Origin of the sequence: Rickettsia endosymbiont of Urophora cardui (genome assembly GCF_964030725.1) — a bacterium.
GTDB lineage: Bacteria > Pseudomonadota > Alphaproteobacteria > Rickettsiales > Rickettsiaceae > Rickettsia.
On sequence record NZ_CAXIPY010000007.1, the window covers coordinates 26,748 to 49,323 of the forward strand.

Sequence of the window (22,576 nt, forward strand, 5' to 3'; positions counted from 1 at the left end):
AAAACTAGATGAACGATAAAAAATCGTTAACAATAGCTCCATATCAAAATTAGACCAACACAGAAATGTATCAGTAAAAATTAACATAACTTATTAATTTTTATTGAAAATCTTAGCAATTTGTTGTCAAAACTCTATCCCATTACAAATGATCAGGATTTGAAGTGTTTTTGGCGGATAGACTATATGGAGCTGAGATCAGTGAGAGCCTAATCAGCAGGATTACAGATGAAGTAATAGATGAGGTCAAGATTTGGCAGAGTGTAGAAGTCAAGATTTGATCTTACAGACACTATAAATTTCGTACCTGATTGTCAGTTAAATTTTGACTGTCAGATACATATTCAAGATACAAGATTTCATTATTCTTTTCAACAGCTAATTTCTTACTATCCTTAAAAGTTTGCATAGGAGTTTTACCATAACAATATTTACCAGAATGAGGTCTTTCATTATTGAAATACTCTAGCCAGATATCAAGATCTAATTGTAGGTCATCAAGATTTGTATAAATCTTTTTCCGCATAGCTGTATCAAAGAATTCTTGTTTCATTGTTTTATTAAAACGCTCACACATACCGTTTGTTTGAGGAGAATATGCTTTAGTAGTAGTATGCTCTATACCTTCGATACTTAGAAATAATTCAAAAGCATGATGCTCTATATTCCCCTTATATTCTGACCCACGATCTGTAAGAATACGAAGTATTGGTATCCCTTGAGTCTCATACCATGGTAACACTCGGTCATTAAGCATATCAGCAGCAGTTAAAGCTGTTTTATCAGTATATAGTTTAACATCAGCTACTCTGCTGTAGCTATCAATAAATACCTGAGAATAAACCTTACCTATACCCTTAAAGTTGCCTACATAATATGTATCTTGGCATCCTAGATACCCTGGATGCTGTGTCTCAATTTCTCCATGAGCTTCTTTTTCATTACGACGCTTCTCTAGCACTTGTAATTGTGCCTCAGTAAGCACAATACCATCTTGAGCCATTTTTGCTTCTAATGCTTTAAGTCTTTTACTGATGTTGTTTAAATCATTACGTAACCAAATTGATCTTACTCCCCCAGGTGATACAAGTACACCAGTTTTTTTAAGCTCATTTGATACTCTTAGCTGACCATATGCTGGATATTCTATTGCCATCTCTAGTACTGCTTTCTCTACAGCAGGATCAACTCTATTCGCTATTATTGGCTTTCTTCGACTAATTTCATACAACGCTTCTTCGCCACCAGTTTCATACAGTTCTTTAAATCTGTAATAACTATCTCTACTATATCCCATCGCTTTACATGCTGATGATATACTACCAAGGCTCTTAGCTAATTCAAGTAAACCTAATTTTGGTTTTATTATTTTTTGATTTAAGTTCATTCTTTATCTCCATTTAATAATTAATTTATTTTACTAAATGTAAGATATAATCTCAACTATTACACAGTATTTAAGGTTTTATATCTGACAATTGATTATATTACCAAAAAATGGTCTATGCCTATCCCCAATTGGAATGAAGCTATGGCTCATTTTATGATCAAATTTGATGGTAGAATTTAATGGTTCACGAAATTTACACAATTGATGAGACAGAGCCATATTTCAAAATAATCGAATTTTTTAATAATTTGCTTAAGTTTTAAACTAAGCTTTGCTTCTAGTAATTGTTGAACCAAATTAGCTGCTGTTGTATATAATACACGTCTACCAGCAAGACCACCACTCACGTGCTAAACCTATACTAAGATGACTTTTGCCAGTGCCAGGATTACCAAAAATAAGTATATTTTCATAGCGATCCATAAATTCTCCTTGTGCAAGATATTGGATCTTAGTTGGCGATAATCCTGGGATACGCTTAATATCAAAGTTGCTTAATAACTTATCTCGAGAGAGTTTTGCTTGCTTCAGCAATCTGGCAATACGTTGTTGTTGTCTATGTTCTAACTCACGTATGGCTAACTCCTGTAGATAATCTATATATGTTTTCTTTTCTTGCTCAAAGCTTTCTGCAACTGATTTATAGCACGATGCAAAAGTAGGTAAGCAAAGGTTCTTGAGTAAATTATTTAGCGGTTGCGGAGTTATTATCTGTTTACTCATGCAACCTCCATTGTTTTAAAGCAATGTAATTGATCATATTCAGACAGTATTGGTTGATTAATTTTTACTGAACAAACAGTTTGAGTCTGGCTATTTAGTAAATGGCTCTGTCTCATCAATTGTGTAAATTTCGTGAACCATTAAATTCTACCATCAAATTTGATCATAAAATGAGCCATAGCTTCATTCCAATTGGGGATAGGCATAGACCATTTTTTGGTAATATAATCAATTGTCAGATATAAAACCTTAAATACTGCGTCATCATTTGGAAAGATGCGTTTATTCTTAGTAACTTTTCTCAATTGGCTATTCAGCGATTCTATCGCATTTGTAGTGTAAATAATCTTACGAATCTCCTTTGGATATTGCAAGAAAATTATCAAATTATCCCAATTATTATACCAAGATTTAGCTATATGCGGATATTGCTTACTCCATTTTTGATCAAATGACTCAAGAGCTAATTCTGCTTCTTTTTCAGTAGCAGAAGTATAGATTAGTTTCAAATCCGCTGCTAATTGCTTTCTATCTTTATATGATACATATTTGAGGCTATTCCTGATCTGATGGACAATACAAATTTGATGTTCAGTTTTCGGATATACTGATGCAATAGCATCAGACATACCAGTTAGATTATCACTACAAGCAATTAAGATATCTTTTACTCCTCGATTCTTCATTTCAGTAAAATTACCAAGCCAAAATTTAGCTCCTTCATTCTCACTTATCCATAAGCCTAAAATATCCTTTCTGCCAGATAAATCTATTCCTAAAGCTACATATACTGATTTATTAATAATAAGTTTATCTTGTCTTACTTTCACTACTAAACAGTCAAAATATACTATAGGGTATACTGATTCAAGAGGTCTACTCTGCCAAATCTTGACCTCATCTATTACTTCATCTGTAATCCTGCTGATTAGGCTCTCACTGATCTCAGCTCCATATAATTCTTGCAATTGTGTTTTAATATCAGACACACTCATACCCTTCGCATATAAGGATATTATCTTTTGGTCTAAGCCATCTATTCTTGTTTGTTTCTTTGAGACTATTATAGGTTCAAATTTACCTTGTCTGTCTCTTGGAACATTTAGCTCTATAGTACCATTCTCACTAATCAGATTCTTACTAAAACTACCATTCCTCGCATTCTCAGTTTCAGCTCTATCATACTTGCTATAACCTAAATGTTCTGACATCTCAGCATGCAGTGCTCGCTCTAAAATACCCTTGGTTAATTCCTTAATTAATCCATTCTGACTTAGTACTGTTTTTAAATCTACTCCACCTTCTATCAGCAAATCTATTGCTTCATTTATTTTTTTATTCTTCTCTATTTGCATTTCTGTTACCTATATTTTTAATTACTTCTAATATAGGCTCAACAAAAATTTACACAATCATTGCAAAAGACTCATAATTTACAAGCTCGATCCTCTTACTGTATTGCTTTGACAATAAGGTGTCATCTCCCACTAATAAACAAGGATCTTCCAGATCAATATATTTTGACACTTTGCTATAGATTTCGCTAGGGCGAAAATCCTTACTCTTTAACCATCGACTTGCACTATCGTGCGATAGATCTAATGGACTTACTTCAGATAATGCTTTGCTAGTATATCTTACACTACTTGCTTGTAAGAATGATTTATATAAATCTTTGCTACATTTTGATCTTGTCATTTTTATCTAAAACTATTTTTCTCTAGATTAGCATATTATTTGCTAAGTGCGAAACTCCTGGAAGTAATACTTTTTATGATTTGAGTTATTTTTGTTGGGCTATACATTGGTATTGACTGTAATAAAAAATGTACGTGATCTTTATCTACTCCTATTTCTAAAAATCTAATTTCATAACGATCTTCTATGTGCTCACAAATTTTACACAAATAATCATCTAGTTCTTGATTGAATATTACTCTTCTATACTTTGCCGGCGTTACTAAATGATATATTAGTACTGTGACATTATGGCTCTTATGTATATAACTGCTTTCTTCCATTCAAGTAGTATATCACGAAGCTCTGCTTCGTGATATCATAAGAAACAACTAAAACTTTTTTAGATACCTCGTAGCTCTGCTGCGAGGAGCATCATTCCACTGCTCGCTAATTTTACAAAAATCATCGACAAAACAAAATAATGCAGTAATATCTTTCTTCATGGGGATACTCTTGTTTTTTTGCTAAAAATTATATAGAGTATCTTCTATCCCTTGTAAATACTTACTTCCAAACCTAGATTAATCCAGAATTCAGGTTTATTGCATATTTTGAAGCTAACTGACCAAGTGTCGACTCCTCTTTTATTAATTCTAATACTATCCCCGTTTTTTCTGAAGCACTGAAAATTTTTACTTTATTTTTCTTCATCTTTCCTCTTAAGTTTATTGCTATTTATTCTAACTTATTGCGGAAACACACTCCTTCATTTTTTTGTCCAATTTTTTCATGTATGGACCTCCTGTAGAATGCAAGAAAAAAATAACATCAATAATATAGCTAACGCGGAAAGGTTTTTACCATAGTTTTTGTATTTACTCACATATTCACCAGATCTAAATCCTATTAAACATTGCTGGACTAACTTTAAAAACTGTTTACGTAAAATTATTGATCAATGCCTAAGTTTTTCCTAATCTGTGGTAGAAACATTTCCGTGTTAGCTATAAAAACAAACAAATGCAGTCATGTATCCGGCTTATAGCTGATAAATCAACCTAATTTATTCTACAGCCCTGATGGAATTCGCTGGCTTACAAACTATATACTTATCAGTCCATCGGCTTCTAAAAGAGCCACTGAAAAACGCAGTTTTTTTGTAAGCTAAGGTTTGTCTTATTTACCATCAATATTAATTATCTCAAGCATATTTCGGGTTGGAATCTCTTACATATTGTTTTGCTTTTACCTATTCATTATATAAATCACCATTTATTTTACTTATAAGTGCTATGCTACACACTCTTTAGCTACAAACTTTACTCTCTACATAATCATCTCCTGATCTTAGTACAGCAAACACCACTCTTGCCAACTTATTAGCTATGGCAACTGTCGTTTTATTATGGCTACTTCGCTCAGATAAATTAAACATCCATTTCGTAAATTGGCTAAAATCTTTTTTAGATTTCTGTTCTTCCGATGTAAATCTTATCTTGGCATTTAGTACAGCTCTAGCCCCTTGAATTAATAAAGTGCGTAAGTATACATCACCTCGCTTGCTAATTCCCAGCAGCTTATCCTTCCCACCACTTGAATGTTGTCTTGGCACTAATCCTAGCCATGCCGATAATTGCCTGCCATTCTCAAAACTTGTAGCATTACCTATTGATGCTATTAAAGCAGTAGCAGTAATTAAACCAAGACCAGGTATAGCTCTTAATCGTTGATATTGAGTTAGGTTACTTGCTATCATTGTTAATCGTTTTTCTATCTCTTTTATTTTTCTGTTATTATCTAAGAATTCTTCTTTTAGTTCACTAAATGTTTGATAACTTAACTGGCTTAATTTCCCTGCATCTAAAATCTCAATTAATTTTGTGATAACCTTATTAATGCCTTGAGGAACAATAAAACCAAACTCATGTAGTAGCCCCCTAATTTCATTAGCAAGTGCTGTACGATTTTTTACCAATCTCTCTCTTACCCTATGTATTGATAAAATTTCTTGTTGCTCTATAGTTTTAATTGCAACAAATCTCATATTAGGTCTTGTCACGGCTTCACATATCGCTTCAGCATCTGCTTGATCATTTTTATTAGTTTTAACATATGGTTTGACAAATTGCGGTGCCATTAGTTTTACTTCATGCCCTAATTTAGTTATTTCTCTTGCCCAATAACTAGAACCACCACAAGCTTCCATCCCTACTAAACATTGTGGTAAATTAGCCATAAATGTCAAAACCTGATCTCTCATCAATTTTTTCTTTAATACTGTCTTGCCATTTTTATCTACACCATGAATTTGAAAAATTCTTTTTGCAATATCTATACCAATTGTAGTAACCTCCATATGGACCTCCTTAATTGTTGTTTTAATATGTTAAATATTAACCCTAGAAGATTAGCAACTGCTTTTCATTCTCTATATCAGGAGGTCCATACCATTAGTCCATTATACCCCCGTGGCTTGACCACGGGGTCTTGTATCGCAAACTACGTCCTAAGATACCGCGATCAAGTTGCGGTATGACAAGGGAAAAACTGGTCCACGCAGGCAATGCCATAACACCACTATTTTTGCTTATAGACAGTCACTCGCATCTGGTGTATTGCTTTAAAGCCTAAATAAATTGCGATACGTTCTAGTATAATTTCTTGGTAAAAAGATACTTCTAAAGCTGTTGCATGATCTTCTGCTTGTATAAACAACGTATTAATCTTTTGTTTTTTATTACTGAAGTTTTGACAAAAAGATAACCAAACTTATAAAGTATGATATAAATACGCTCAAATACAAAATGGTTTTTAGTGTGTATGATTATGCAAGAAATGTTGCAAGAAATAAAAAATTTTCCCCTATAATCAAGATGTGGTTTTAGAATTAATACTATCACTAGTAACTAATGATAGCGTTAAAGCAAGATCTGTTGTTGAATTAACAACTAATAAATATTTTCAGCGTAGTTGGTCAAGTGTATACAGAGCTATAGAGAATTTTTACTGTGCTCGTGATGAATCATTAAATATAAGAGATGAGCAACGTTTTAAGACTCGAGAAGATATAGAAAAATACTTAATAAGTAAACTGATTAATGAGGGTAAAAACTTACTGCAAATAGATACTACAGTGAGTAGCAAGAAAGATTCCAAGAAAGCAATTGATCGTACATATATTAGACAGAATGCTAATAACCGACCAGTTGCGGGTTATGAATATAGTGTAGTTTGCATCGGTGCTCAGCCTAAATGGTCTGTACCAATATCTATAAATAGAGTAAAATCAGATGAGAATAAGTATAGCAAAGGTAGCAAACAAATAATGAAAATTGTTAAGCAAATACCACAAAAGGCTCTAAATATAACAGTAGGTGATGCAGGTTATAGCGCTCTATCTTTTATTCACCCGCTGCACAATGAAGCAAATACGGTAACAATAACCCGCCAAAGAATTAATCGCAGTATTTACAAAATATATATAGAGGAGCAAAAAACAAGAGGTCGTAAAAGATCTTATGGAGCTAAGATTTCTTGTAGTAGTTCTGATAATTTACTGATTCCAGATACAGCAGAAACTGTAGTAAAGGCTACAAAAAATGGTGACATATCAATTAGTATTTCACTATTTAAGAATTATCTAATCAAGGGTAAGAAACAGCATATCATGTCTGATAAACCGCTGAATTTTATTCAGGTTAAGGTGTTAGATGCATCAGGAAATAGGAAATATAACAGAGATTTATGGTTATGTGTTTCTGGCCAACAAAAAGATAAAATCAGTGGTAAAGAAGTATATGAATACTATAGACAAAGGTTTGATATTGAGCATTTTTTTAAATTTGGTAAGTCAAAATTATTGATGGATAAATTTCAAACGAATGATCCAAATAAAGATGAGGATTATATGTTATTCGTAATGCTAGCGTACAACATATTGTATCATGCACAATCTTCAGTTAAGGCAAGAAAAGTAAGGGCATGGGATAAAAAAATCAATAGCAATATGTTGTCTCCAAGTGAAGTTTATAGATCTATGCCACAAATTGCCCTTGAAGAAATATTAGAAAAGTCTGTATCCAGAGGGATACCAGATCATAGAAATATTAGAAATAATCATCAGGTCAAACCATTTGCACCAGTAATACGCAAAAGTAATAAACACGGTAAGTTGGAAATTACAATAAAATCAAGTTTTGATGGAAGTAACCAAATTACCAAAACCTCATTTAATAAAAAGCTAGAATTACCAAATAATATTAGTAAGTATAAACCAGCAATATTAGACAAAATTGCTACAGTTTTTGACACATTATGTACCCAAATAGAATAAATAAATTTTGTTATTACTAAAAAAGTATAAAAAAATTGGAATACATTTCTCCTTATGGAAAGGATTTTGTCAAAACTTCAGTTATTAGTATCAGCAATTATTTTTAAAGGTAATACCTTATCGCTAAATTTAAATCCGACTATTTGGTTCCAATTAAACATAATTTCAGGAAGCAAAGGATGTTGCCTTGCAAATATATGCCTAACTATTTTATGAACATCACCTTTAATTAGCTTCATCTTAATAAACTTTGGACAGTTAAAGTAATTACTGCTAAAGCAAGCATCACAGATATTATAGGTAAGTATAACGACAGTACGGATAATATCATCAAGAATATATTACAAATTGCTATAATTGATACTACCCGTTTATGAGATTTGCCTTTTTTGACAGCTTTTTGGAAAAAATGCTTTAAGTGAGGTTGCCAAATTTTTTCTTTATTTACTAATCTAATTAATATAGTCAGTACCGCATCGGTTAAGTAATATAAACTAGCGATAAAGCAAGCTATAAATAAGTTAATATTTGTAGTAGCAAGCATCAACAAACAAAAACCTAGTAAGAAACCAAGGCTAATGCTACCCACATCTCCTAAGAATATTTTTGCCGGCTGCCAATTAAATATTAAAAAGGTAAATTCCAGTATTAATTAAGCCAGATTTATATTTTCTTCCCATACCTCATGGCTTTGTTGCATAAATAAGCTTTTGAATATACTGCCCCTAACCCCGCAATGCTAGCCTAGCCAACAGGCACAGAGATAGGTTTACCAATTTCAAACATTTTGTTTAATAAGTGGCATTTAATCTCTCAGGGTTTAATTCCCCGAAGCTCTGCTTCGTGATATCATAAGAAACAACTAAAACTTTTTTAGATACCTCGTAGCTCTGCTGCGAGGAGCATCATTTAAATATAGATATATCATGGCTCATTTAACGATAGATGAAAGATTTAAAATATACGAAATGAATAAGAGTGGTTATAGCTCGCGATATATAGGGACAAAGATTGGCCGTGATAAAAGCACTATATGTTATGAACTCAAGAGAATGAGGCATAATTATAGACCAGATAGGGCTAACACACTTGCTTGCAGTTTAAGGCAAGGTAAGAGAAAAAGAAAATTAGATATTGATAATAATTTACGAGCAGAAATAATAAAGCAGTTAACACAGGGTATTTCACCAGATATAATTTCAGGTAGACGTAAACTATCACGAGATACTGTCAATATTTCTACAGAGAGTATATACCAGTTTATTTATACATCTCCTATAGCACAAAGGCAAAAATTATATTTATCTTTAGCAAGAAAAAGGAAAAATAGGTTGCATCATGGTACAAGAATCAGAAACAAAAGAATTACAATACCAAATCGAGTTTCCATTACTGAAAGACCAGAGATAAATAGAAAGATAGCAGCAATAGGTCATTTAGAAGGTGATTTAACTTTTAACAAAGGTAATCAAAGTCGTAATATAGGCGCTCTTGTGGATATCAGAACACAAAAAGTGTTTCTCACTTTAAACCGTTCAAAAAGAACACAAGATGTGATTGGTAACATGAATAAAAAACTTAAACAATTGTCGCATATAATCAAAAGCATAACGTTAGATAATGGCAAAGAATTTACCAATCATGAACAACTATTGCCAAAATCTGAACGAAAAGTATATTTTTGCAATCCTTATTCTCCATGGCAAAAACCATTGATAGAGAAGATTAACTCAATGGTGCACAGAGTATACTCTAAATCTTTAGATATAAAAAAATTAACAATAAAGCAATTACAAGAAATTGAGGATTTTTTAAATAATTTACCAAGAAAAGTGCTCGGTTATAAAACACCCAATGAGGTATGGGAAGAAAATATAAATCTGGCTTAATTAATACTGGAATTTACCAATCTATACTTCTGCTACTGAAAAAGAAGCAGAATTAGCTCTTGAGTCATTTGATCAAAAATGGAGTAAGCAATATCCGCATATAGCTAAATCTTGGTATAATAATTGGGATAATTTGATAATTTTCTTGCAATATCCAAAGGAGATTCGTAAGATTATTTACACTACAAATGCGATAGAATCGCTGAATAGCCAATTGAGAAAAGTTACTAAGAATAAACGCATCTTTCCAAATGATGACGCAGTATTTAAGGTTTTATATCTGACAATTGATTATATTACCAAAAAATGGTCTATGCCTATCCCCAATTGGAATGAAGCTATGGCTCATTTTATGATCAAATTTGATGGTAGAATTTAATGGTTCACGAAATTTACACAATTGATGAGACAGAGCCGGAAATAGGAAATATAACAGAGATTTATGGTTATGTGTTTCTGGCCAACAAAAAGATAAAATCAGTGGTAAAGAAGTATATGAATACTATAGACAAAGGTTTGATATTGAGCATTTTTTTAAATTTGGTAAGTCAAAATTATTGATGGATAAATTTCAAACGAATGATCCAAATAAAGATGAGGATTATATGTTATTCGTAATGCTAGCGTACAACATATTGTATCATGCACAATCTTCAGTTAAGGCAAGAAAAGTAAGGGCATGGGATAAAAAAATCAATAGCAATATGTTGTCTCCAAGTGAAGTTTATAGATCTATGCCACAAATTGCCCTTGAAGAAATATTAGAAAAGTCTGTATCCAGAGGGATACCAGATCATAGAAATATTAGAAATAATCATCAGGTCAAACCATTTGCACCAGTAATACGCAAAAGTAATAAACACGGTAAGTTGGAAATTACAATAAAATCAAGTTTTGATGGAAGTAACCAAATTACCAAAAGGCTCTGTTTCATCAATTGTGTAAATTTCGTGAGCCATTAAATCCTACCATCAAATTTGATCATAAAATGAGCCATAGCTTCATTCCAATTGGGGATAGGCATAGACCATTTTTTGGTAATATAATCAATTGTCAGATATAAAACCTTAAATAGTCTATCCGCCAAAAACACTTCAAATCCTGATCATTTGTAATGGGATAGAGTTTTGACAACAAATTGCTAAGATTTTCAATAAAAATTAATAAGTTATGTTAATTTTTACTGATACATTTCTGTGTTGGTCTAATTTTGATATGGAGCTATTGTTAACGATTTTTTATCGTTCATCTAGTTTTTGCATGATGATATTTTTGATTTATGTGGAGTTAGACACGATTTGTAAATGATTTGCAATGCATCGTAAATTCAAACCAATAGCAGAGATTATTGGATTGATAATATCTCCTATCATACCTTTCAAGAAGTTTCTACCCATCCGACCATATTGCTTTAAGTGACCTATTATTGGTTCTATGGCACTGCGTCTCTTGATCATAGACTTGTCCTCTTGTAACAACTTCTTCCGCGTTTTTGGGGTATATACCTTACTCTTCTCCTTTACATTGCTACCACTATACCCAAGATCAACAAATGATTTCTTTATCTTGATTCCAGTGACACTCTCTACTGCTTCAAAGCTCTGATGCAATGTATGACCATCATAAGGATTATTATGAAACGATTTTGCGGATAAAACAAAATTTCTACGACCACTTACTACTACCGCTACTTTATTGCCAAACTCATATGGCTTGTTGCGTTTTCCCTTTCCTATACACTCTACTTCAGGGGCATGAAAACTATATAATACTTTGTTATCTTCTTTATATTGCTTTTTAGCTTCTCTTTTTAAAACAGATTGGTTATGTATTTGTTTTATTTTTTGCAATACTTCTTGATTTTTGAGAGACAAGTTTAATTGCTTATTTTTGATCTCACGCTCACATACTCTAATCAAACGACCCAGTAATATTTTTAAATGCTTCATTATTTTCCAACGCTTCTTGGCTTTACTATGTTCTTTATATTTCCATAGCTTTACTATATCGCGTTTATAGGTTCTAGCGTATGTTTCATTCAAATGTATACCCAAACTGTTGCAAAGCTTTACTATGCTAAGCCTAGCTTTATCCATTAAATAAACATCGTGTGGGTGTTTGATATTCTTAATTTGTACAGTCGTATCAGCGATGATTAATTCCAAATCTTTTTTTTTAATTGTGTTAGTTTTTATCCCAACCCTGATCAACTCCGATAATATCTCATTATATCCAGCTTCACCTAATACACTACGAAACCGTCGTATACTAGTTTCCGAGATAGCTATGTCTTTTTCTATATATTCCCACCCGCAGAAATACTGCCAATACATATTCTCTTTTAGCTCTTCCTCTGATAATGAATCTGAAAAATTATACATTGCTTGTAGCATCGTTATGCCAAGCATCACTCTATGACATTTTCTATTTCTACCAAATTTCTTAATACAAACATTTTTTGATAACCACTCTTCGAGCCTAGACCAATTTATTAATTCTCTTAATTTATATAGCTTATTATTTGGGTTTAATTCTTCTTTTAATTTATAACCAAACAGTTTCCCTTGTTCTTGCGATTTGATAATGTTGTCTATTGGCATTGACTGAAATCCATAAGGTTTATGACCATATTTTATCATTTTCTTACGGATTGTTGTATTACTTCTTGTCTTAAAACCATATTATCTATAAGGCTTGTAGAGTTTTGGCGGACGGACTAAATACTGCGTCATCATTTGGAAAGATGCGTTTATTCTTAGTAACTTTTCTCAATTGGCTATTCAGCGATTCTATCGCATTTGTAGTGTAAATAATCTTACGAATCTCCTTTGGATATTGCAAGAAAATTATCAAATTATCCCAATTATTATACCAAGATTTAGCTATATGCGGATATTGCTTACTCCATTTTTGATCAAATGACTCAAGAGCTAATTCTGCTTCTTTTTCAGTAGCAGAAGTATAGATTAGTTTCAAATCCGCTGCTAATTGCTTGCTATCTTTATATGATACATATTTGAGGCTATTCCTGATCTGATGGACAATACAAATTTGATGTTCAGTTTTCGGGTATACTGATGCAATAGCATCAGACATACCAGTTAGATTATCACTACAAGCAATTAAGATATCTTTTACTCCTCTATTTTTCATCTCAGTAAAATTACCAAGCCAAAATTTAGCTCCTTCATTCTCACTTATCCATAAGCCTAAAATATCCTTTCTACCAGATAAATCTATTCCTAAAGCTACATAGTCTCTCCGCCAAAACTCTAAAAGCCTTATAGGCAATAGGGTTTTAAGGCAAAAATGCATAGTAAAATCCATAAGAAAATGAAAGGTTTTATATGAAAAGCTTATGGAAATACGAAAAAATGGCAATGAGAACATTGAGTACATTTTGAGAAATAGTGTGTTTTTTCATAGAAAAATTTAAAATTAGCCCTCAAAATTAGAGTAATTTGCTCTAAAATCGCACTATTTTTGGAAATTAGTGACACAAGTGATATTTTTTAGAGTTTTGGCGGACGGACTACATATACTGATTTATTAATAATAAGTTTATCTTGTCTTACTTTCACTACTAAACAGTCAAAATATACTATAGGGTATACTGATTCAAGAGGTCTACTCTGCCAAATCTTGACCTCATCTATTACTTCATCTGTAATCCTGCTGATTAGGCTCTCACTGATCTCAGCTCCATATAATTCTTGCAATTGTGTTTTAATATCAGACACACTCATACCCTTCGCATATAAGGATATTATCTTTTGGTCTAAGCCATCTATTCTTGTTTGTTTCTTTGAGACTATTATAGGTTCAAATTTACCTTGTCTGTCTCTTGGAACATTTAGCTCTATAGTACCATTCTCACTAATCAGATTCTTACTAAAACTACCATTCCTCGCATTCTCAGTTTCAGCTCTATCATACTTGCTATAACCTAAATGTTCTGACATCTCAGCATGCAGTGCTCGCTCTAAAATACCCTTGGTTAATTCCTTAATTAATCCATTCTGACTTAGTACTGTTTTTAAATCTACTCCACCTTCTATCAGCAAATCTATTGCTTCATTTATTTTTTTATTCTTCTCTATTTGCATTTCTGTTACCTATATTTTTAATGTCCCCCTTCGGGGATCAAAAATCCCTCGCCTTTAGGCGAAGGGAAGATATAATGAAATTGCTTTAGCAATGAATTTATATCAAGAAATATGAGAAGTTATAGAAAGAATAGTCATAGTCAGTATGATTTAAAAGTGCATCTTATATGGATACCAAAATATAGGAAGAGAATATTGATAGGCAAAGTATCGGAAAGGACTAGAGATTTACTGAGGCAGATTTGCATGGAACATGAAGTACATATAATTTCAGGGAAAATATCATGTGATCACGTACATATGTTTATCTCATATAAGCCGCAAATATCTCTTAGCAAGTTAGTACAGTATTTAAAAGGCATTAGCTCAAGAATTTTATTGCAAGAATTTACTCATTTACGAAAACAATTTTGGGGCAATCATTTGTGGGCTAGGGGCTATATGGCAGTCAGTTCAGGTAATATAACTGATGAAATGATACAGCACTATATTGATGAACAGGAAGGTGAACCTGTGAATGATGATCGATTTCTAATCGATTCCACTTTATAACCCCTCAGCTTATAGCTGAGGGTTGTTTAGTTACTTCTAATATAGGCTCAACAAAAATTTACACAATCATTGCAAAAGACTCTATTTTTTGCTCAAAAATGGGTAATTTTAATATTCGTCATGGGTAATTCTAATGTTCGTTCATCAGCATGCAGTGCTCGCTCTAAAATACCCTTGGTTAATTCCTTAATTAATCCATTCTGACTTAGTACTGTTTTTAAATCTACTCCGCCTTTTATCAGCAAATCTATTGCTTCATTTATTTTTTTATTCTTCTCTATTTGCATTTCTGTTACCTATATTTTTAATCTCTCAGGGTTTAATTCCCCGAAGCTCTGCTTCGTGATATCATAAGAAACAACTAAAACTTTTTTAGATACCTCGTAGCTCTGCTGCGAGGAGCATCATTTACTTCTAATATAGGCTCAACAAAAATTTACACAATCATTGCAAAAGACTCTTTTTTTGTCTTGATTTTTCATGTATGGACCTCCTGTAGAATGCAAGAAAAAAATAACATCAATAATAAAAACAAACAAATGCAGTCATGTATCCGGCTTATAGCTGATAAATCAACCTAATTTATGCTACAGCCCTGATGGAATTCGCTGGCTTACAAACTATATACTTATCAGTCCATCGGCTTCTAAAAGAGCCACTGAAAAACGCAGTTTTTTTGTAAGCTAAGGTTTGTCTTATTTACCATCAATATTAATTATCTCAAGCATATTTCGGGTTGGAATCTCTTACATATTGTTTTGCTTTTACCTATTCATTATATAAATCACCATTTATTTTACTTATAAGTGCTATGCTACACACTCTTTAGCTACAAACTTTACTCTCTACATAATCATCTCCTGATCTTAGTACAGCAAACACCACTCTTGCCAACTTATTAGCTATGGCAACTGTCGTTTTATTATGGCTACTTCGCTCAGATAAATTAAACATCCATTTCGTAAATTGGCTAAAATCTTTTTTAGATTTCTGTTCTTCCGATGTAAATCTTATCTTGGCATTTAGTACAGCTCTAGCCCCTTGAATTAATAAAGTGCGTAAGTATACATCACCTCGCTTGCTAATTCCCAGCAGCTTATCCTTCCCACCACTTGAATGTTGTCTTGGCACTAATCCTAGCCATGCCGATAATTGCCTGCCATTCTCAAAACTTGTAGCATTACCTATTGATGCTATTAAAGCAGTAGCAGTAATTAAACCAAGACCAGGTATAGCTCTTAATCGTTGATATTGAGTTAGGTTACTTGCTATCATTGTTAATCGTTTTTCTATCTCTTTTATTTTTCTGTTATTATCTAAGAATTCTTCTTTTAGTTCACTAAATGTTTGATAACTTAACTGGCTTAATTTCCCTGCATCTAAAATCTCAATTAATTTTGTGATAACCTTATTAATGCCTTGAGGAACAATAAAACCAAACTCATGTAGTAGCCCCCTAATTTCATTAGCAAGTGCTGTACGATTTTTTACCAATCTCTCTCTTACCCTATGTATTGATAAAATTTCTTGTTGCTCTATAGTTTTAATTGCAACAAATCTCATATTAGGTCTTGTCACGGCTTCACATATCGCTTCAGCATCTGCTTGATCATTTTTATTAGTTTTAACATATGGTTTGACAAATTGCGGTGCCATTAGTTTTACTTCATGCCCTAATTTAGTTATTTCTCTTGCCCAATAACTAGAACCACCACAAGCTTCCATCCCTACTAAACATTGTGGTAAATTAGCCATAAATGTCAAAACCTGATCTCTCATCAATTTTTTCTTTAATACTGTCTTGCCATTTTTATCTACACCATGAATTTGAAAAATTCTTTTTGCAATATCTATACCAATTGTAGTAACCTCCATATGGACCTCCTTAATTGTTGTTTTAATATGTTAAATATTAACCCTAGAAGATTAGCAACTGCTTTTCATTCTCTATATCAGGAGGTCCATACCATTAGTCCACTATCTTTTACTGAAGAGTTTGGGGGTCTAATAACTGGTTTTATCTTCTTCTTTCTCAACAATTGATATGTAGATTCACCGTCATACCCTCGATCTCCCAGAAAATCCTTGGCTCTGACATTAGCTGTTAGTAGTCCAATCTGTGATCTATCATCTATAGTATGCTCTGTGGTACTATCGGCAAGTATCATACCTTGATCTTCTATAACGATATGTAGCTTTTTCCATATGCGACGCTTATATTGCTTACCATGCTTATTTCCTAGCCATTCGTTCCCTGTGTAGGCTTGTATCCCTGTACTATCCATTGAAATACAACTAAATTCTTTATCTTGATTTCCATGTAAATACCTAAGATCTAATGACTTCATACGCTTACTTAATGTTGTATAGTCTGGACATCTAATAGATAAACCCGATATTTCAAAGAGCCAGTTTATAAAGCCTTGGGTTTGGCGTAACTTAAGACCGAATAAGCATCTGATCTTCAAACACTGTAATATAGCGTGATCACTATAGCGTCTAGGTCTTCCTCGTTTCATTTCCTCTCTGTAATCAGCATACCAGCCAATCGCCAAATCACTGGCAATCATAAAATCTATGCGACCCCTATTGCGTAAAAAATTATTATATTCTGACCAATTCGTTATTTTATATTTAGAATACTTGCGTGATTTACTAAAAGGGGCTTTCTTCCGAGATTTCATATAATCTGGATTATTTTTAATTCAGGACATCTTACCAGATTATCACCACTCTTTCTCTACAAATCTTATTTATGCAACAAAGCCATTGTTAACACTTAAATACACGTATCTTGGATTAACGGATCATTTCCCCATTTTGTGCTCTTGCTAAAATATGTAAAACTGTTTCACCATCTGCATTTCTAGCATTTATATCAAAACCAAGCTTTTGAAAATTTTTTATTATTTCAAATTGACTATTTTGAGCTGCTATATGTATTGGGGTATTGCGTTGTTTATCAACAAATTGAGTTAATATCTTTTTACCATTATCATGATTTTTCTTTACTAAATATTCTAGTACTTCTTTATTCCCTCCAGTAGCAATATAGTATAAATAATTTTGTCCATTTTTATCATTTATATTATTTAAAAATTCTTTTGTAAATAAATATTTTGTTGCAGTAAGGTTACCGCTTTCTAAAGCTTGACAGAATAGCTCATATCTATTTTTTTTAAATTTAGCATTATTTTTTATTAGCAATTTAAATATTTTAGAATCGTTAATACGAATAGCATATTCAAGAGGAGTAAAACCATAATAATCGACAGCATTAGGATTAGCTCCACTTTTTATCAATTTTAGTACTATATTATGGATATTTTTAATATTGACTTGACGTTTATTAGCTTGAAGAATGGCATTATGTAAAGGAGTGCGTCCTAGTTTATTTTGAGCTTCTGTATTTGAACCGACTTTTAATAAAATTTTTGCCATTTTTGATGTTTTTAGCATATGTAATGCAGTTTCACCAGTTATATCCTGAGCTTCAACATTAATATTATGGTTAATTAACATTTGTGCTTTTTTAATGTTATTTCGTTCAGCAGCCTGATGTAATAATGTTCTATTAAATTTTCCTATAGTAGTATTAATATCATTTGCGGGTTTCAATAAGATTGAAAATAATTTATTATGTAAACGTGATAAAGCACGTAAATCCATAGAATTAATCTCTCAGGGTTTAATTCCCCGAAGCTCTGCTTCGTGATATCATAAGAAACAACTAAAACTTTTTTAGATACCTCGTAGCTCTGCTGCGAGGAGCATCATTTATATTTGTTTTTAGCAGCAACTCAAATGTTTGATCGCTTGCTGAATTATACATAGCTAATTCAAATAAATTGCTCCCATTTTGAGTTTTAACATTTATATTTGCTCCAGCATCAATTAGCAATTTTGCTAATTCTGGTTTATCATTTATAATAGCATATTGTAAAGGAGTTTTACTAAGCCTTCCACGTTTGCCGAAACTATCTATTTTTATAGTATTCGAACTAATTAATTCTTTAATTTTATCAAGATCATAATCCTCTATAGCTTTTAAAAACTTTGCTTGGTTAATAGTATTAAATTTTATATTTGGTAGTGTAGAAACAGAAGGGGTTTTAGACGTTTGTAATAATACATGATCAGGCATAGGAGGTGGAACTGGTATAGAAGAATTTTTAGTATCCAAATTTAGAGGTGATTTATGAGTTTCTTCCCAAGCTTTTATCTGTTTTGGGGTGGGTTTTGGAGCAACAGCAGGCTTTCCAGATTTTAATTTGGATTTAATATTCTTAATTTCATCTAGTAGTTTTATATCTTTGTGCATAATAAACCTCAATAAAATATATTTTTTTGTTAAATATATTTACTATTTAGATACTAATTAACCTGAATTCTGGATTAATCTAGGTTTGGCAGTAAGTATTTACAAAGGATAGAAGATACTCTATATAATTTTTAGCAAAAAAACAAGAGTATCCCCATGAAGAAAGATATTACTGCATTATTTTGTTTTGTCGATGATTTTTGTAAAATTAGCGAGCAGTGGATTAATAAATCATTTCTATAGCTAACGCGAAAAGGTTTTTACCATAGTTTTTGTATTTACTCACATATTCACCAGATCTAAATCCTAATGATGCTCCTCGCAGCAGAGCTACGAGGTATCTAAAAAAGTTTTAGTTGTTTCTTATGATATCACGAAGCAGAGCTTCGGGGAATTAAACCCTGAGAGATTAATCATCGCTGATACGACTGTACAAATTAAGAATATCAAACACCCACACGATGTTTATTTAATGGATAAAGCTAGGCTTAGCATAGTAAAGCTTTGCAACAGTTTGGGTATACATTTGAATGAAACATACGCTAGAACCTATAAACGCGATATAGTAAAGCTATGGAAATATAAAGAACATAGTAAAGCCAAGAAGCGTTGGAAAATAATGAAGCATTTAAAAATATTACTGGGTCGTTTGATTAGAGTATGTGAGCGTGAGATCAAAAATAAGCAATTAAACTTGTCTCTCAAAAATCAAGAAGTATTGCAAAAAATAAAACAAATACATAACCAATCTGTTTTAAAAAGAGAAGCTAAAAAGCAATATAAAGAAGATAACAAAGTATTATATAGTTTTCATGCCCCTGAAGTAGAGTGTATAGGAAAGGGAAAACGCAACAAGCCATATGAGTTTGGCAATAAAGTAGCGGTAGTAGTAAGTGGTCGTAGAAATTTTGTTTTATCCGCAAAATCGTTTCATAATAATCCTTATGATGGTCATACATTGCATCAGAGCTTTGAAGCAGTAGAGAGTGTCACTGGAATCAAGATAAAGAAATCATTTGTTGATCTTGGGTATAGTGGTAGCAATGTAAAGGAGAAGAGTAAGGTATATACCCCAAAAACGCGGAAGAAGTTGTTACAAGAGGACAAGTCTATGATCAAGAGACGCAGTGCCATAGAACCAATAATAGGTCACTTAAAGCAATATGGTCGGATGGGTAGAAACTTCTTGAAAGGTATGATAGGAGATATTATCAATCCAATAATCTCTGCTATTGGTTTGAATTTACGATGCATTGCAAATCATTTACAAATCGTGTCTAACTCCACATAAATCAAAAATATCATCATGCAAAAACTAGATGAACGATAAAAAATCGTTAACAATAGCTCCATATCAAAATTAGACCAACACAGAAATGTATCAGTAAAAATTAACATAACTTATTAATTTTTATTGAAAATCTTAGCAATTTGTTGTCAAAACTCTATCCCATTACAAATGATCAGGATTTGAAGTGTTTTTGGCGGATAGACTATTTAATATACTAAAAAATCGAATGAACCTAGAGCATACAAGGCATAGATCTCCTGTTAATTTCTTGGTGCATATTCTAGCTTGTGTTACTTCTTATGCTATCACTAGTCTATCCGCCAAAAACACTTCAAATCCTGATCATTTGTAATGGGATAGAGTTTTGACAACAAATTGCTAAGATTTTCAATAAAAATTAATAAGTTATGTTAATTTTTACTGATACATTTCTGTGTTGGTCTAATTTTGATATGGAGCTATTGTTAACGATTTTTTATCGTTCATCTAGTTTTTGCATGATGATATTTTTGATTTATGTGGAGTTAGACACGATTTGTAAATGATTTGCAATGCATCGTAAATTCAAACCAATAGCAGAGATTATTGGATTGATAATATCTCCTATCATACCTTTCAAGAAGTTTCTACCCATCCGACCATATTGCTTTAAGTGACCTATTATTGGTTCTATGGCACTGCGTCTCTTGATCATAGACTTGTCCTCTTGTAACAACTTCTTCCGCGTTTTTGGGGTATATACCTTACTCTTCTCCTTTACATTGCTACCACTATACCCAAGATCAACAAATGATTTCTTTATCTTGATTCCAGTGACACTCTCTACTGCTTCAAAGCTCTGATGCAATGTATGACCATCATAAGGATTATTATGAAACGATTTTGCGGATAAAACAAAATTTCTACGACCACTTACTACTACCGCTACTTTATTGCCAAACTCATATGGCTTGTTGCGTTTTCCCTTTCCTATACACTCTACTTCAGGGGCATGAAAACTATATAATACTTTGTTATCTTCTTTATATTGCTTTTTAGCTTCTCTTTTTAAAACAGATTGGTTATGTATTTGTTTTATTTTTTGCAATACTTCTTGATTTTTGAGAGACAAGTTTAATTGCTTATTTTTGATCTCACGCTCACATACTCTAATCAAACGACCCAGTAATATTTTTAAATGCTTCATTATTTTCCAACGCTTCTTGGCTTTACTATGTTCTTTATATTTCCATAGCTTTACTATATCGCGTTTATAGGTTCTAGCGTATGTTTCATTCAAATGTATACCCAAACTGTTGCAAAGCTTTACTATGCTAAGCCTAGCTTTATCCATTAAATAAACATCGTGTGGGTGTTTGATATTCTTAATTTGTACAGTCGTATCAGCGATGATTAATTCCAAATCTTTTTTTTTAATTGTGTTAGTTTTTATCCCAACCCTGATCAACTCCGATAATATCTCATTATATCCAGCTTCACCTAATACACTACGAAACCGTCGTATACTAGTTTCCGAGATAGCTATGTCTTTTTCTATATATTCCCACCCGCAGAAATACTGCCAATACATATTCTCTTTTAGCTCTTCCTCTGATAATGAATCTGAAAAATTATACATTGCTTGTAGCATCGTTATGCCAAGCATCACTCTATGACATTTTCTATTTCTACCAAATTTCTTAATACAAACATTTTTTGATAACCACTCTTCGAGCCTAGACCAATTTATTAATTCTCTTAATTTATATAGCTTATTATTTGGGTTTAATTCTTCTTTTAATTTATAACCAAACAGTTTCCCTTGTTCTTGCGATTTGATAATGTTGTCTATTGGCATTGACTGAAATCCATAAGGTTTATGACCATATTTTATCATTTTCTTACGGATTGTTGTATTACTTCTTGTCTTAAAACCATATTATCTATAAGGCTTGTAGAGTTTTGGCGGACGGACTCACTAAATCTCGTATAAAACTTGATGCTTTAGCTCCAGAACAACTTCTCTTATCCTAAATTGGCGTTGATAAGGTGGCACAGATACATAGATATGTACGTGATTTGAAGCTATCTTCCCTCTTAATATCTCTACACCATTATTCTTACATATCTCTTGGATTAGGTCCTTGACTCTCCTACCAATATATTATAGCGATATTTAGTCACCCATACTATATGATAAGTGCAATCGTAAACTGTGTGGCTTAGCTTCTTGTAATACTGCATCTCTTCATTCTATATGTTAAAACGACGCACTGCAAGTGCGGGGTTTTTCTCCCAAATTTGGGACAATA

20 protein-coding genes and 9 pseudogenes are annotated in these 22,576 nt (G+C 32.3%); 8 read left to right on the forward strand and 21 right to left on the reverse strand.

The features are described from left to right. Nucleotides 1-170 precede the first annotated feature (170 nt). The gene (locus tag AAHI98_RS18290) at nt 171-281 is read left to right on the forward strand and encodes a transposase (protein ID WP_410526264.1); all 111 of its coding nucleotides are present in this window, start codon (nt 171-173) and stop codon (nt 279-281) included. A gap of 11 nt (nt 282-292) precedes the next feature. On the opposite strand, the gene AAHI98_RS13940 is transcribed toward AAHI98_RS18290, so the two are convergent. From AAHI98_RS13940 to AAHI98_RS13975, 8 genes and pseudogenes are all read right to left on the reverse strand, one after another. Next, entirely contained in the window at nt 293-1,387 is a 1,095-nt protein-coding gene (locus tag AAHI98_RS13940; RefSeq protein ID WP_342226245.1) for an IS481 family transposase, read from the reverse strand. 327 nt (nt 1,388-1,714) lie between these two features. After that, nucleotides 1,715-2,113, reverse strand: a complete 399-nt coding sequence (locus AAHI98_RS13945; RefSeq protein WP_342224844.1) for an ATP-binding protein — start codon at nt 2,111-2,113, stop codon at nt 1,715-1,717. A 140-nt stretch (nt 2,114-2,253) separates the two neighbouring features. After that, nucleotides 2,254-3,468, reverse strand: coding sequence for an IS256 family transposase (locus tag AAHI98_RS13950; protein ID WP_342224662.1), 1,215 nt, complete (start codon nt 3,466-3,468; stop codon nt 2,254-2,256). A gap of 70 nt (nt 3,469-3,538) precedes the next feature. Continuing rightward, nucleotides 3,539-3,811 (reverse strand): annotated as a pseudogene (locus AAHI98_RS13955) (IS701 family transposase); the annotation flags it as partial. A 56-nt stretch (nt 3,812-3,867) separates the two neighbouring features. Continuing rightward, a pseudogene (gene tnpA / locus AAHI98_RS13960) lies at nt 3,868-4,134 on the reverse strand (IS200/IS605 family transposase); the annotation flags it as partial. A gap of 235 nt (nt 4,135-4,369) precedes the next feature. After that, nucleotides 4,370-4,504: a hypothetical protein gene (locus AAHI98_RS13965; protein WP_342226247.1), complete on the reverse strand. Its 135-nt coding sequence runs from the start codon at nt 4,502-4,504 to the stop codon at nt 4,370-4,372. Nucleotides 4,505-5,099: 595 nt separating this feature from the next. Beyond that, nucleotides 5,100-6,149: an IS110 family RNA-guided transposase gene (locus tag AAHI98_RS13970; RefSeq protein WP_342224642.1), complete on the reverse strand. Its 1,050-nt coding sequence runs from the start codon at nt 6,147-6,149 to the stop codon at nt 5,100-5,102. 221 nt (nt 6,150-6,370) lie between these two features. Continuing rightward, a pseudogene (locus AAHI98_RS13975) lies at nt 6,371-6,538 on the reverse strand (DUF721 domain-containing protein); the annotation flags it as partial. A gap of 130 nt (nt 6,539-6,668) precedes the next feature. Between AAHI98_RS13975 and AAHI98_RS13980 the strand changes: the two are divergent. Beyond that, nucleotides 6,669-8,126 (forward strand): transposase, encoded by a 1,458-nt coding sequence (locus AAHI98_RS13980; RefSeq protein ID WP_342225861.1) that lies wholly within the window; start codon nt 6,669-6,671, stop codon nt 8,124-8,126. 86 nt (nt 8,127-8,212) lie between these two features. Here the strand turns inward: AAHI98_RS13980 and AAHI98_RS13985 are convergent. Both AAHI98_RS13985 and AAHI98_RS13990 read right to left on the reverse strand, forming a co-directional pair. Continuing rightward, nucleotides 8,213-8,365: pseudogene (locus tag AAHI98_RS13985) on the reverse strand (DUF721 domain-containing protein); the annotation flags it as partial. Further along, nucleotides 8,362-8,760 (reverse strand): annotated as a pseudogene (locus tag AAHI98_RS13990) (MraY family glycosyltransferase); the annotation flags it as partial. The pseudogenes AAHI98_RS13990 and AAHI98_RS13985, both read right to left, overlap by 4 nt. 292 nt (nt 8,761-9,052) lie before the next feature. Here AAHI98_RS13990 and AAHI98_RS13995 point away from each other — a divergent pair. The 4 genes and pseudogenes from AAHI98_RS13995 (at nt 9,053) to AAHI98_RS14010 (ending at nt 10,977) form a co-directional block, all read left to right on the forward strand. After that, on the forward strand, nt 9,053-10,015 hold the full coding sequence (locus AAHI98_RS13995; protein WP_342224646.1) for an IS30 family transposase: 963 nt from the start codon (nt 9,053-9,055) through the stop codon (nt 10,013-10,015). A 16-nt stretch (nt 10,016-10,031) separates the two neighbouring features. After that, nucleotides 10,032-10,394, forward strand: a pseudogene (locus tag AAHI98_RS14000) (transposase); the annotation flags it as partial. Next, nucleotides 10,394-10,576: a hypothetical protein gene (locus AAHI98_RS14005; RefSeq protein ID WP_342226248.1), complete on the forward strand. Its 183-nt coding sequence runs from the start codon at nt 10,394-10,396 to the stop codon at nt 10,574-10,576. The pseudogene AAHI98_RS14000 and the gene AAHI98_RS14005, both read left to right, overlap by 1 nt. Continuing rightward, a complete protein-coding gene (locus tag AAHI98_RS14010) occupies nt 10,537-10,977 on the forward strand; it encodes a hypothetical protein (RefSeq protein WP_342226657.1) in 441 nt (146 codons plus the stop codon). The genes AAHI98_RS14005 and AAHI98_RS14010 overlap by 40 nt, the downstream gene beginning before the upstream one ends. Here AAHI98_RS14010 and AAHI98_RS14015 read toward each other — a convergent pair. From AAHI98_RS14015 to AAHI98_RS14030, 4 genes and pseudogenes are all read right to left on the reverse strand, one after another. Beyond that, on the reverse strand, nt 10,974-11,102 hold the full coding sequence (locus AAHI98_RS14015; RefSeq protein WP_342225304.1) for a hypothetical protein: 129 nt from the start codon (nt 11,100-11,102) through the stop codon (nt 10,974-10,976). The two genes, AAHI98_RS14010 and AAHI98_RS14015, sit on opposite strands and share 4 nt — an antisense overlap. Before the next feature lie 190 nt (nt 11,103-11,292). After that, the gene (locus AAHI98_RS14020) at nt 11,293-12,654 is read right to left on the reverse strand and encodes an IS5 family transposase (protein WP_342224717.1); all 1,362 of its coding nucleotides are present in this window, start codon (nt 12,652-12,654) and stop codon (nt 11,293-11,295) included. Between the two features lie 82 nt (nt 12,655-12,736). Further along, nucleotides 12,737-13,270 (reverse strand): annotated as a pseudogene (locus AAHI98_RS14025) (IS256 family transposase); the annotation flags it as partial. Nucleotides 13,271-13,554: 284 nt separating this feature from the next. Continuing rightward, a pseudogene (locus AAHI98_RS14030) lies at nt 13,555-14,121 on the reverse strand (IS256 family transposase); the annotation flags it as partial. Between the two features lie 111 nt (nt 14,122-14,232). Between AAHI98_RS14030 and tnpA (AAHI98_RS14035) the strand changes: the two are divergent. After that, entirely contained in the window at nt 14,233-14,673 is a 441-nt protein-coding gene (tnpA, locus tag AAHI98_RS14035; RefSeq protein WP_095568239.1) for an IS200/IS605 family transposase, read from the forward strand. A gap of 92 nt (nt 14,674-14,765) precedes the next feature. On the opposite strand, the gene AAHI98_RS14040 is transcribed toward tnpA (AAHI98_RS14035), so the two are convergent. The 5 genes from AAHI98_RS14040 to AAHI98_RS14060 form a co-directional block, all read right to left on the reverse strand. Beyond that, nucleotides 14,766-14,960, reverse strand: coding sequence for a hypothetical protein (locus AAHI98_RS14040; RefSeq protein WP_342226250.1), 195 nt, complete (start codon nt 14,958-14,960; stop codon nt 14,766-14,768). A gap of 538 nt (nt 14,961-15,498) precedes the next feature. Further along, on the reverse strand, nt 15,499-16,548 hold the full coding sequence (locus AAHI98_RS14045) for an IS110 family RNA-guided transposase (protein WP_342224642.1): 1,050 nt from the start codon (nt 16,546-16,548) through the stop codon (nt 15,499-15,501). A gap of 77 nt (nt 16,549-16,625) precedes the next feature. Next, a complete protein-coding gene (locus tag AAHI98_RS14050; RefSeq protein WP_342226251.1) occupies nt 16,626-17,357 on the reverse strand; it encodes an IS5 family transposase in 732 nt (243 codons plus the stop codon). 115 nt (nt 17,358-17,472) lie between these two features. Next, complete coding sequence (locus AAHI98_RS14055) at nt 17,473-18,342, reverse strand: ankyrin repeat domain-containing protein (RefSeq protein WP_342226252.1); 870 nt, start codon at nt 18,340-18,342, stop codon at nt 17,473-17,475. Between the two features lie 61 nt (nt 18,343-18,403). Next, entirely contained in the window at nt 18,404-18,994 is a 591-nt protein-coding gene (locus AAHI98_RS14060) for an ankyrin repeat domain-containing protein (protein WP_342226253.1), read from the reverse strand. Nucleotides 18,995-19,466: 472 nt separating this feature from the next. Between AAHI98_RS14060 and AAHI98_RS14065 the strand changes: the two genes are divergently transcribed. After that, on the forward strand, nt 19,467-20,285 hold the full coding sequence (locus AAHI98_RS14065) for a hypothetical protein (RefSeq protein ID WP_342224702.1): 819 nt from the start codon (nt 19,467-19,469) through the stop codon (nt 20,283-20,285). 514 nt (nt 20,286-20,799) lie between these two features. Here AAHI98_RS14065 and AAHI98_RS14070 read toward each other — a convergent pair. Both AAHI98_RS14070 and tnpA (AAHI98_RS18295) read right to left on the reverse strand, forming a co-directional pair. Then, nucleotides 20,800-22,161 (reverse strand): IS5 family transposase, encoded by a 1,362-nt coding sequence (locus tag AAHI98_RS14070; protein ID WP_342224717.1) that lies wholly within the window; start codon nt 22,159-22,161, stop codon nt 20,800-20,802. An 81-nt stretch (nt 22,162-22,242) separates the two neighbouring features. Next, a pseudogene (gene tnpA, locus AAHI98_RS18295) lies at nt 22,243-22,508 on the reverse strand (IS200/IS605 family transposase). Between the last annotated feature and the right edge of the window lie 68 nt (nt 22,509-22,576).

Excerpts from the sequence above, each read along its gene's own strand:
- tnpA (WP_095568239.1), top strand. The coding sequence starts at position 14,233 with ATGAGAAGTTATAGAAAGAATAGTCATAGTCAGTATGATTTAAAAGTG.
- AAHI98_RS14055 (WP_342226252.1), bottom strand. The coding sequence starts at position 18,342 with ATGGATTTACGTGCTTTATCACGTTTACATAATAAATTATTTTCAATC.
- AAHI98_RS13970 (WP_342224642.1), bottom strand. The coding sequence starts at position 6,149 with ATGGAGGTTACTACAATTGGTATAGATATTGCAAAAAGAATTTTTCAA.
- AAHI98_RS14045 (WP_342224642.1), bottom strand. The coding sequence starts at position 16,548 with ATGGAGGTTACTACAATTGGTATAGATATTGCAAAAAGAATTTTTCAA.
- AAHI98_RS14060 (WP_342226253.1), bottom strand. The coding sequence starts at position 18,994 with ATGCACAAAGATATAAAACTACTAGATGAAATTAAGAATATTAAATCC.
- AAHI98_RS14040 (WP_342226250.1), bottom strand. The coding sequence starts at position 14,960 with ATGCAAATAGAGAAGAATAAAAAAATAAATGAAGCAATAGATTTGCTG.
- AAHI98_RS14050 (WP_342226251.1), bottom strand. The coding sequence starts at position 17,357 with ATGAAATCTCGGAAGAAAGCCCCTTTTAGTAAATCACGCAAGTATTCT.
- AAHI98_RS13965 (WP_342226247.1), bottom strand. The coding sequence starts at position 4,504 with ATGAAGAAAAATAAAGTAAAAATTTTCAGTGCTTCAGAAAAAACGGGG.
- AAHI98_RS14070 (WP_342224717.1), bottom strand. The coding sequence starts at position 22,161 with ATGATAAAATATGGTCATAAACCTTATGGATTTCAGTCAATGCCAATA.
- AAHI98_RS13945 (WP_342224844.1), bottom strand. The coding sequence starts at position 2,113 with ATGAGTAAACAGATAATAACTCCGCAACCGCTAAATAATTTACTCAAG.
- AAHI98_RS13950 (WP_342224662.1), bottom strand. The coding sequence starts at position 3,468 with ATGCAAATAGAGAAGAATAAAAAAATAAATGAAGCAATAGATTTGCTG.
- AAHI98_RS13995 (WP_342224646.1), top strand. The coding sequence starts at position 9,053 with ATGGCTCATTTAACGATAGATGAAAGATTTAAAATATACGAAATGAAT.
- AAHI98_RS14065 (WP_342224702.1), top strand. The coding sequence starts at position 19,467 with ATGGATAAAGCTAGGCTTAGCATAGTAAAGCTTTGCAACAGTTTGGGT.
- AAHI98_RS14020 (WP_342224717.1), bottom strand. The coding sequence starts at position 12,654 with ATGATAAAATATGGTCATAAACCTTATGGATTTCAGTCAATGCCAATA.
- AAHI98_RS13940 (WP_342226245.1), bottom strand. The coding sequence starts at position 1,387 with ATGAACTTAAATCAAAAAATAATAAAACCAAAATTAGGTTTACTTGAA.
- AAHI98_RS14005 (WP_342226248.1), top strand. The coding sequence starts at position 10,394 with ATGGTTCACGAAATTTACACAATTGATGAGACAGAGCCGGAAATAGGA.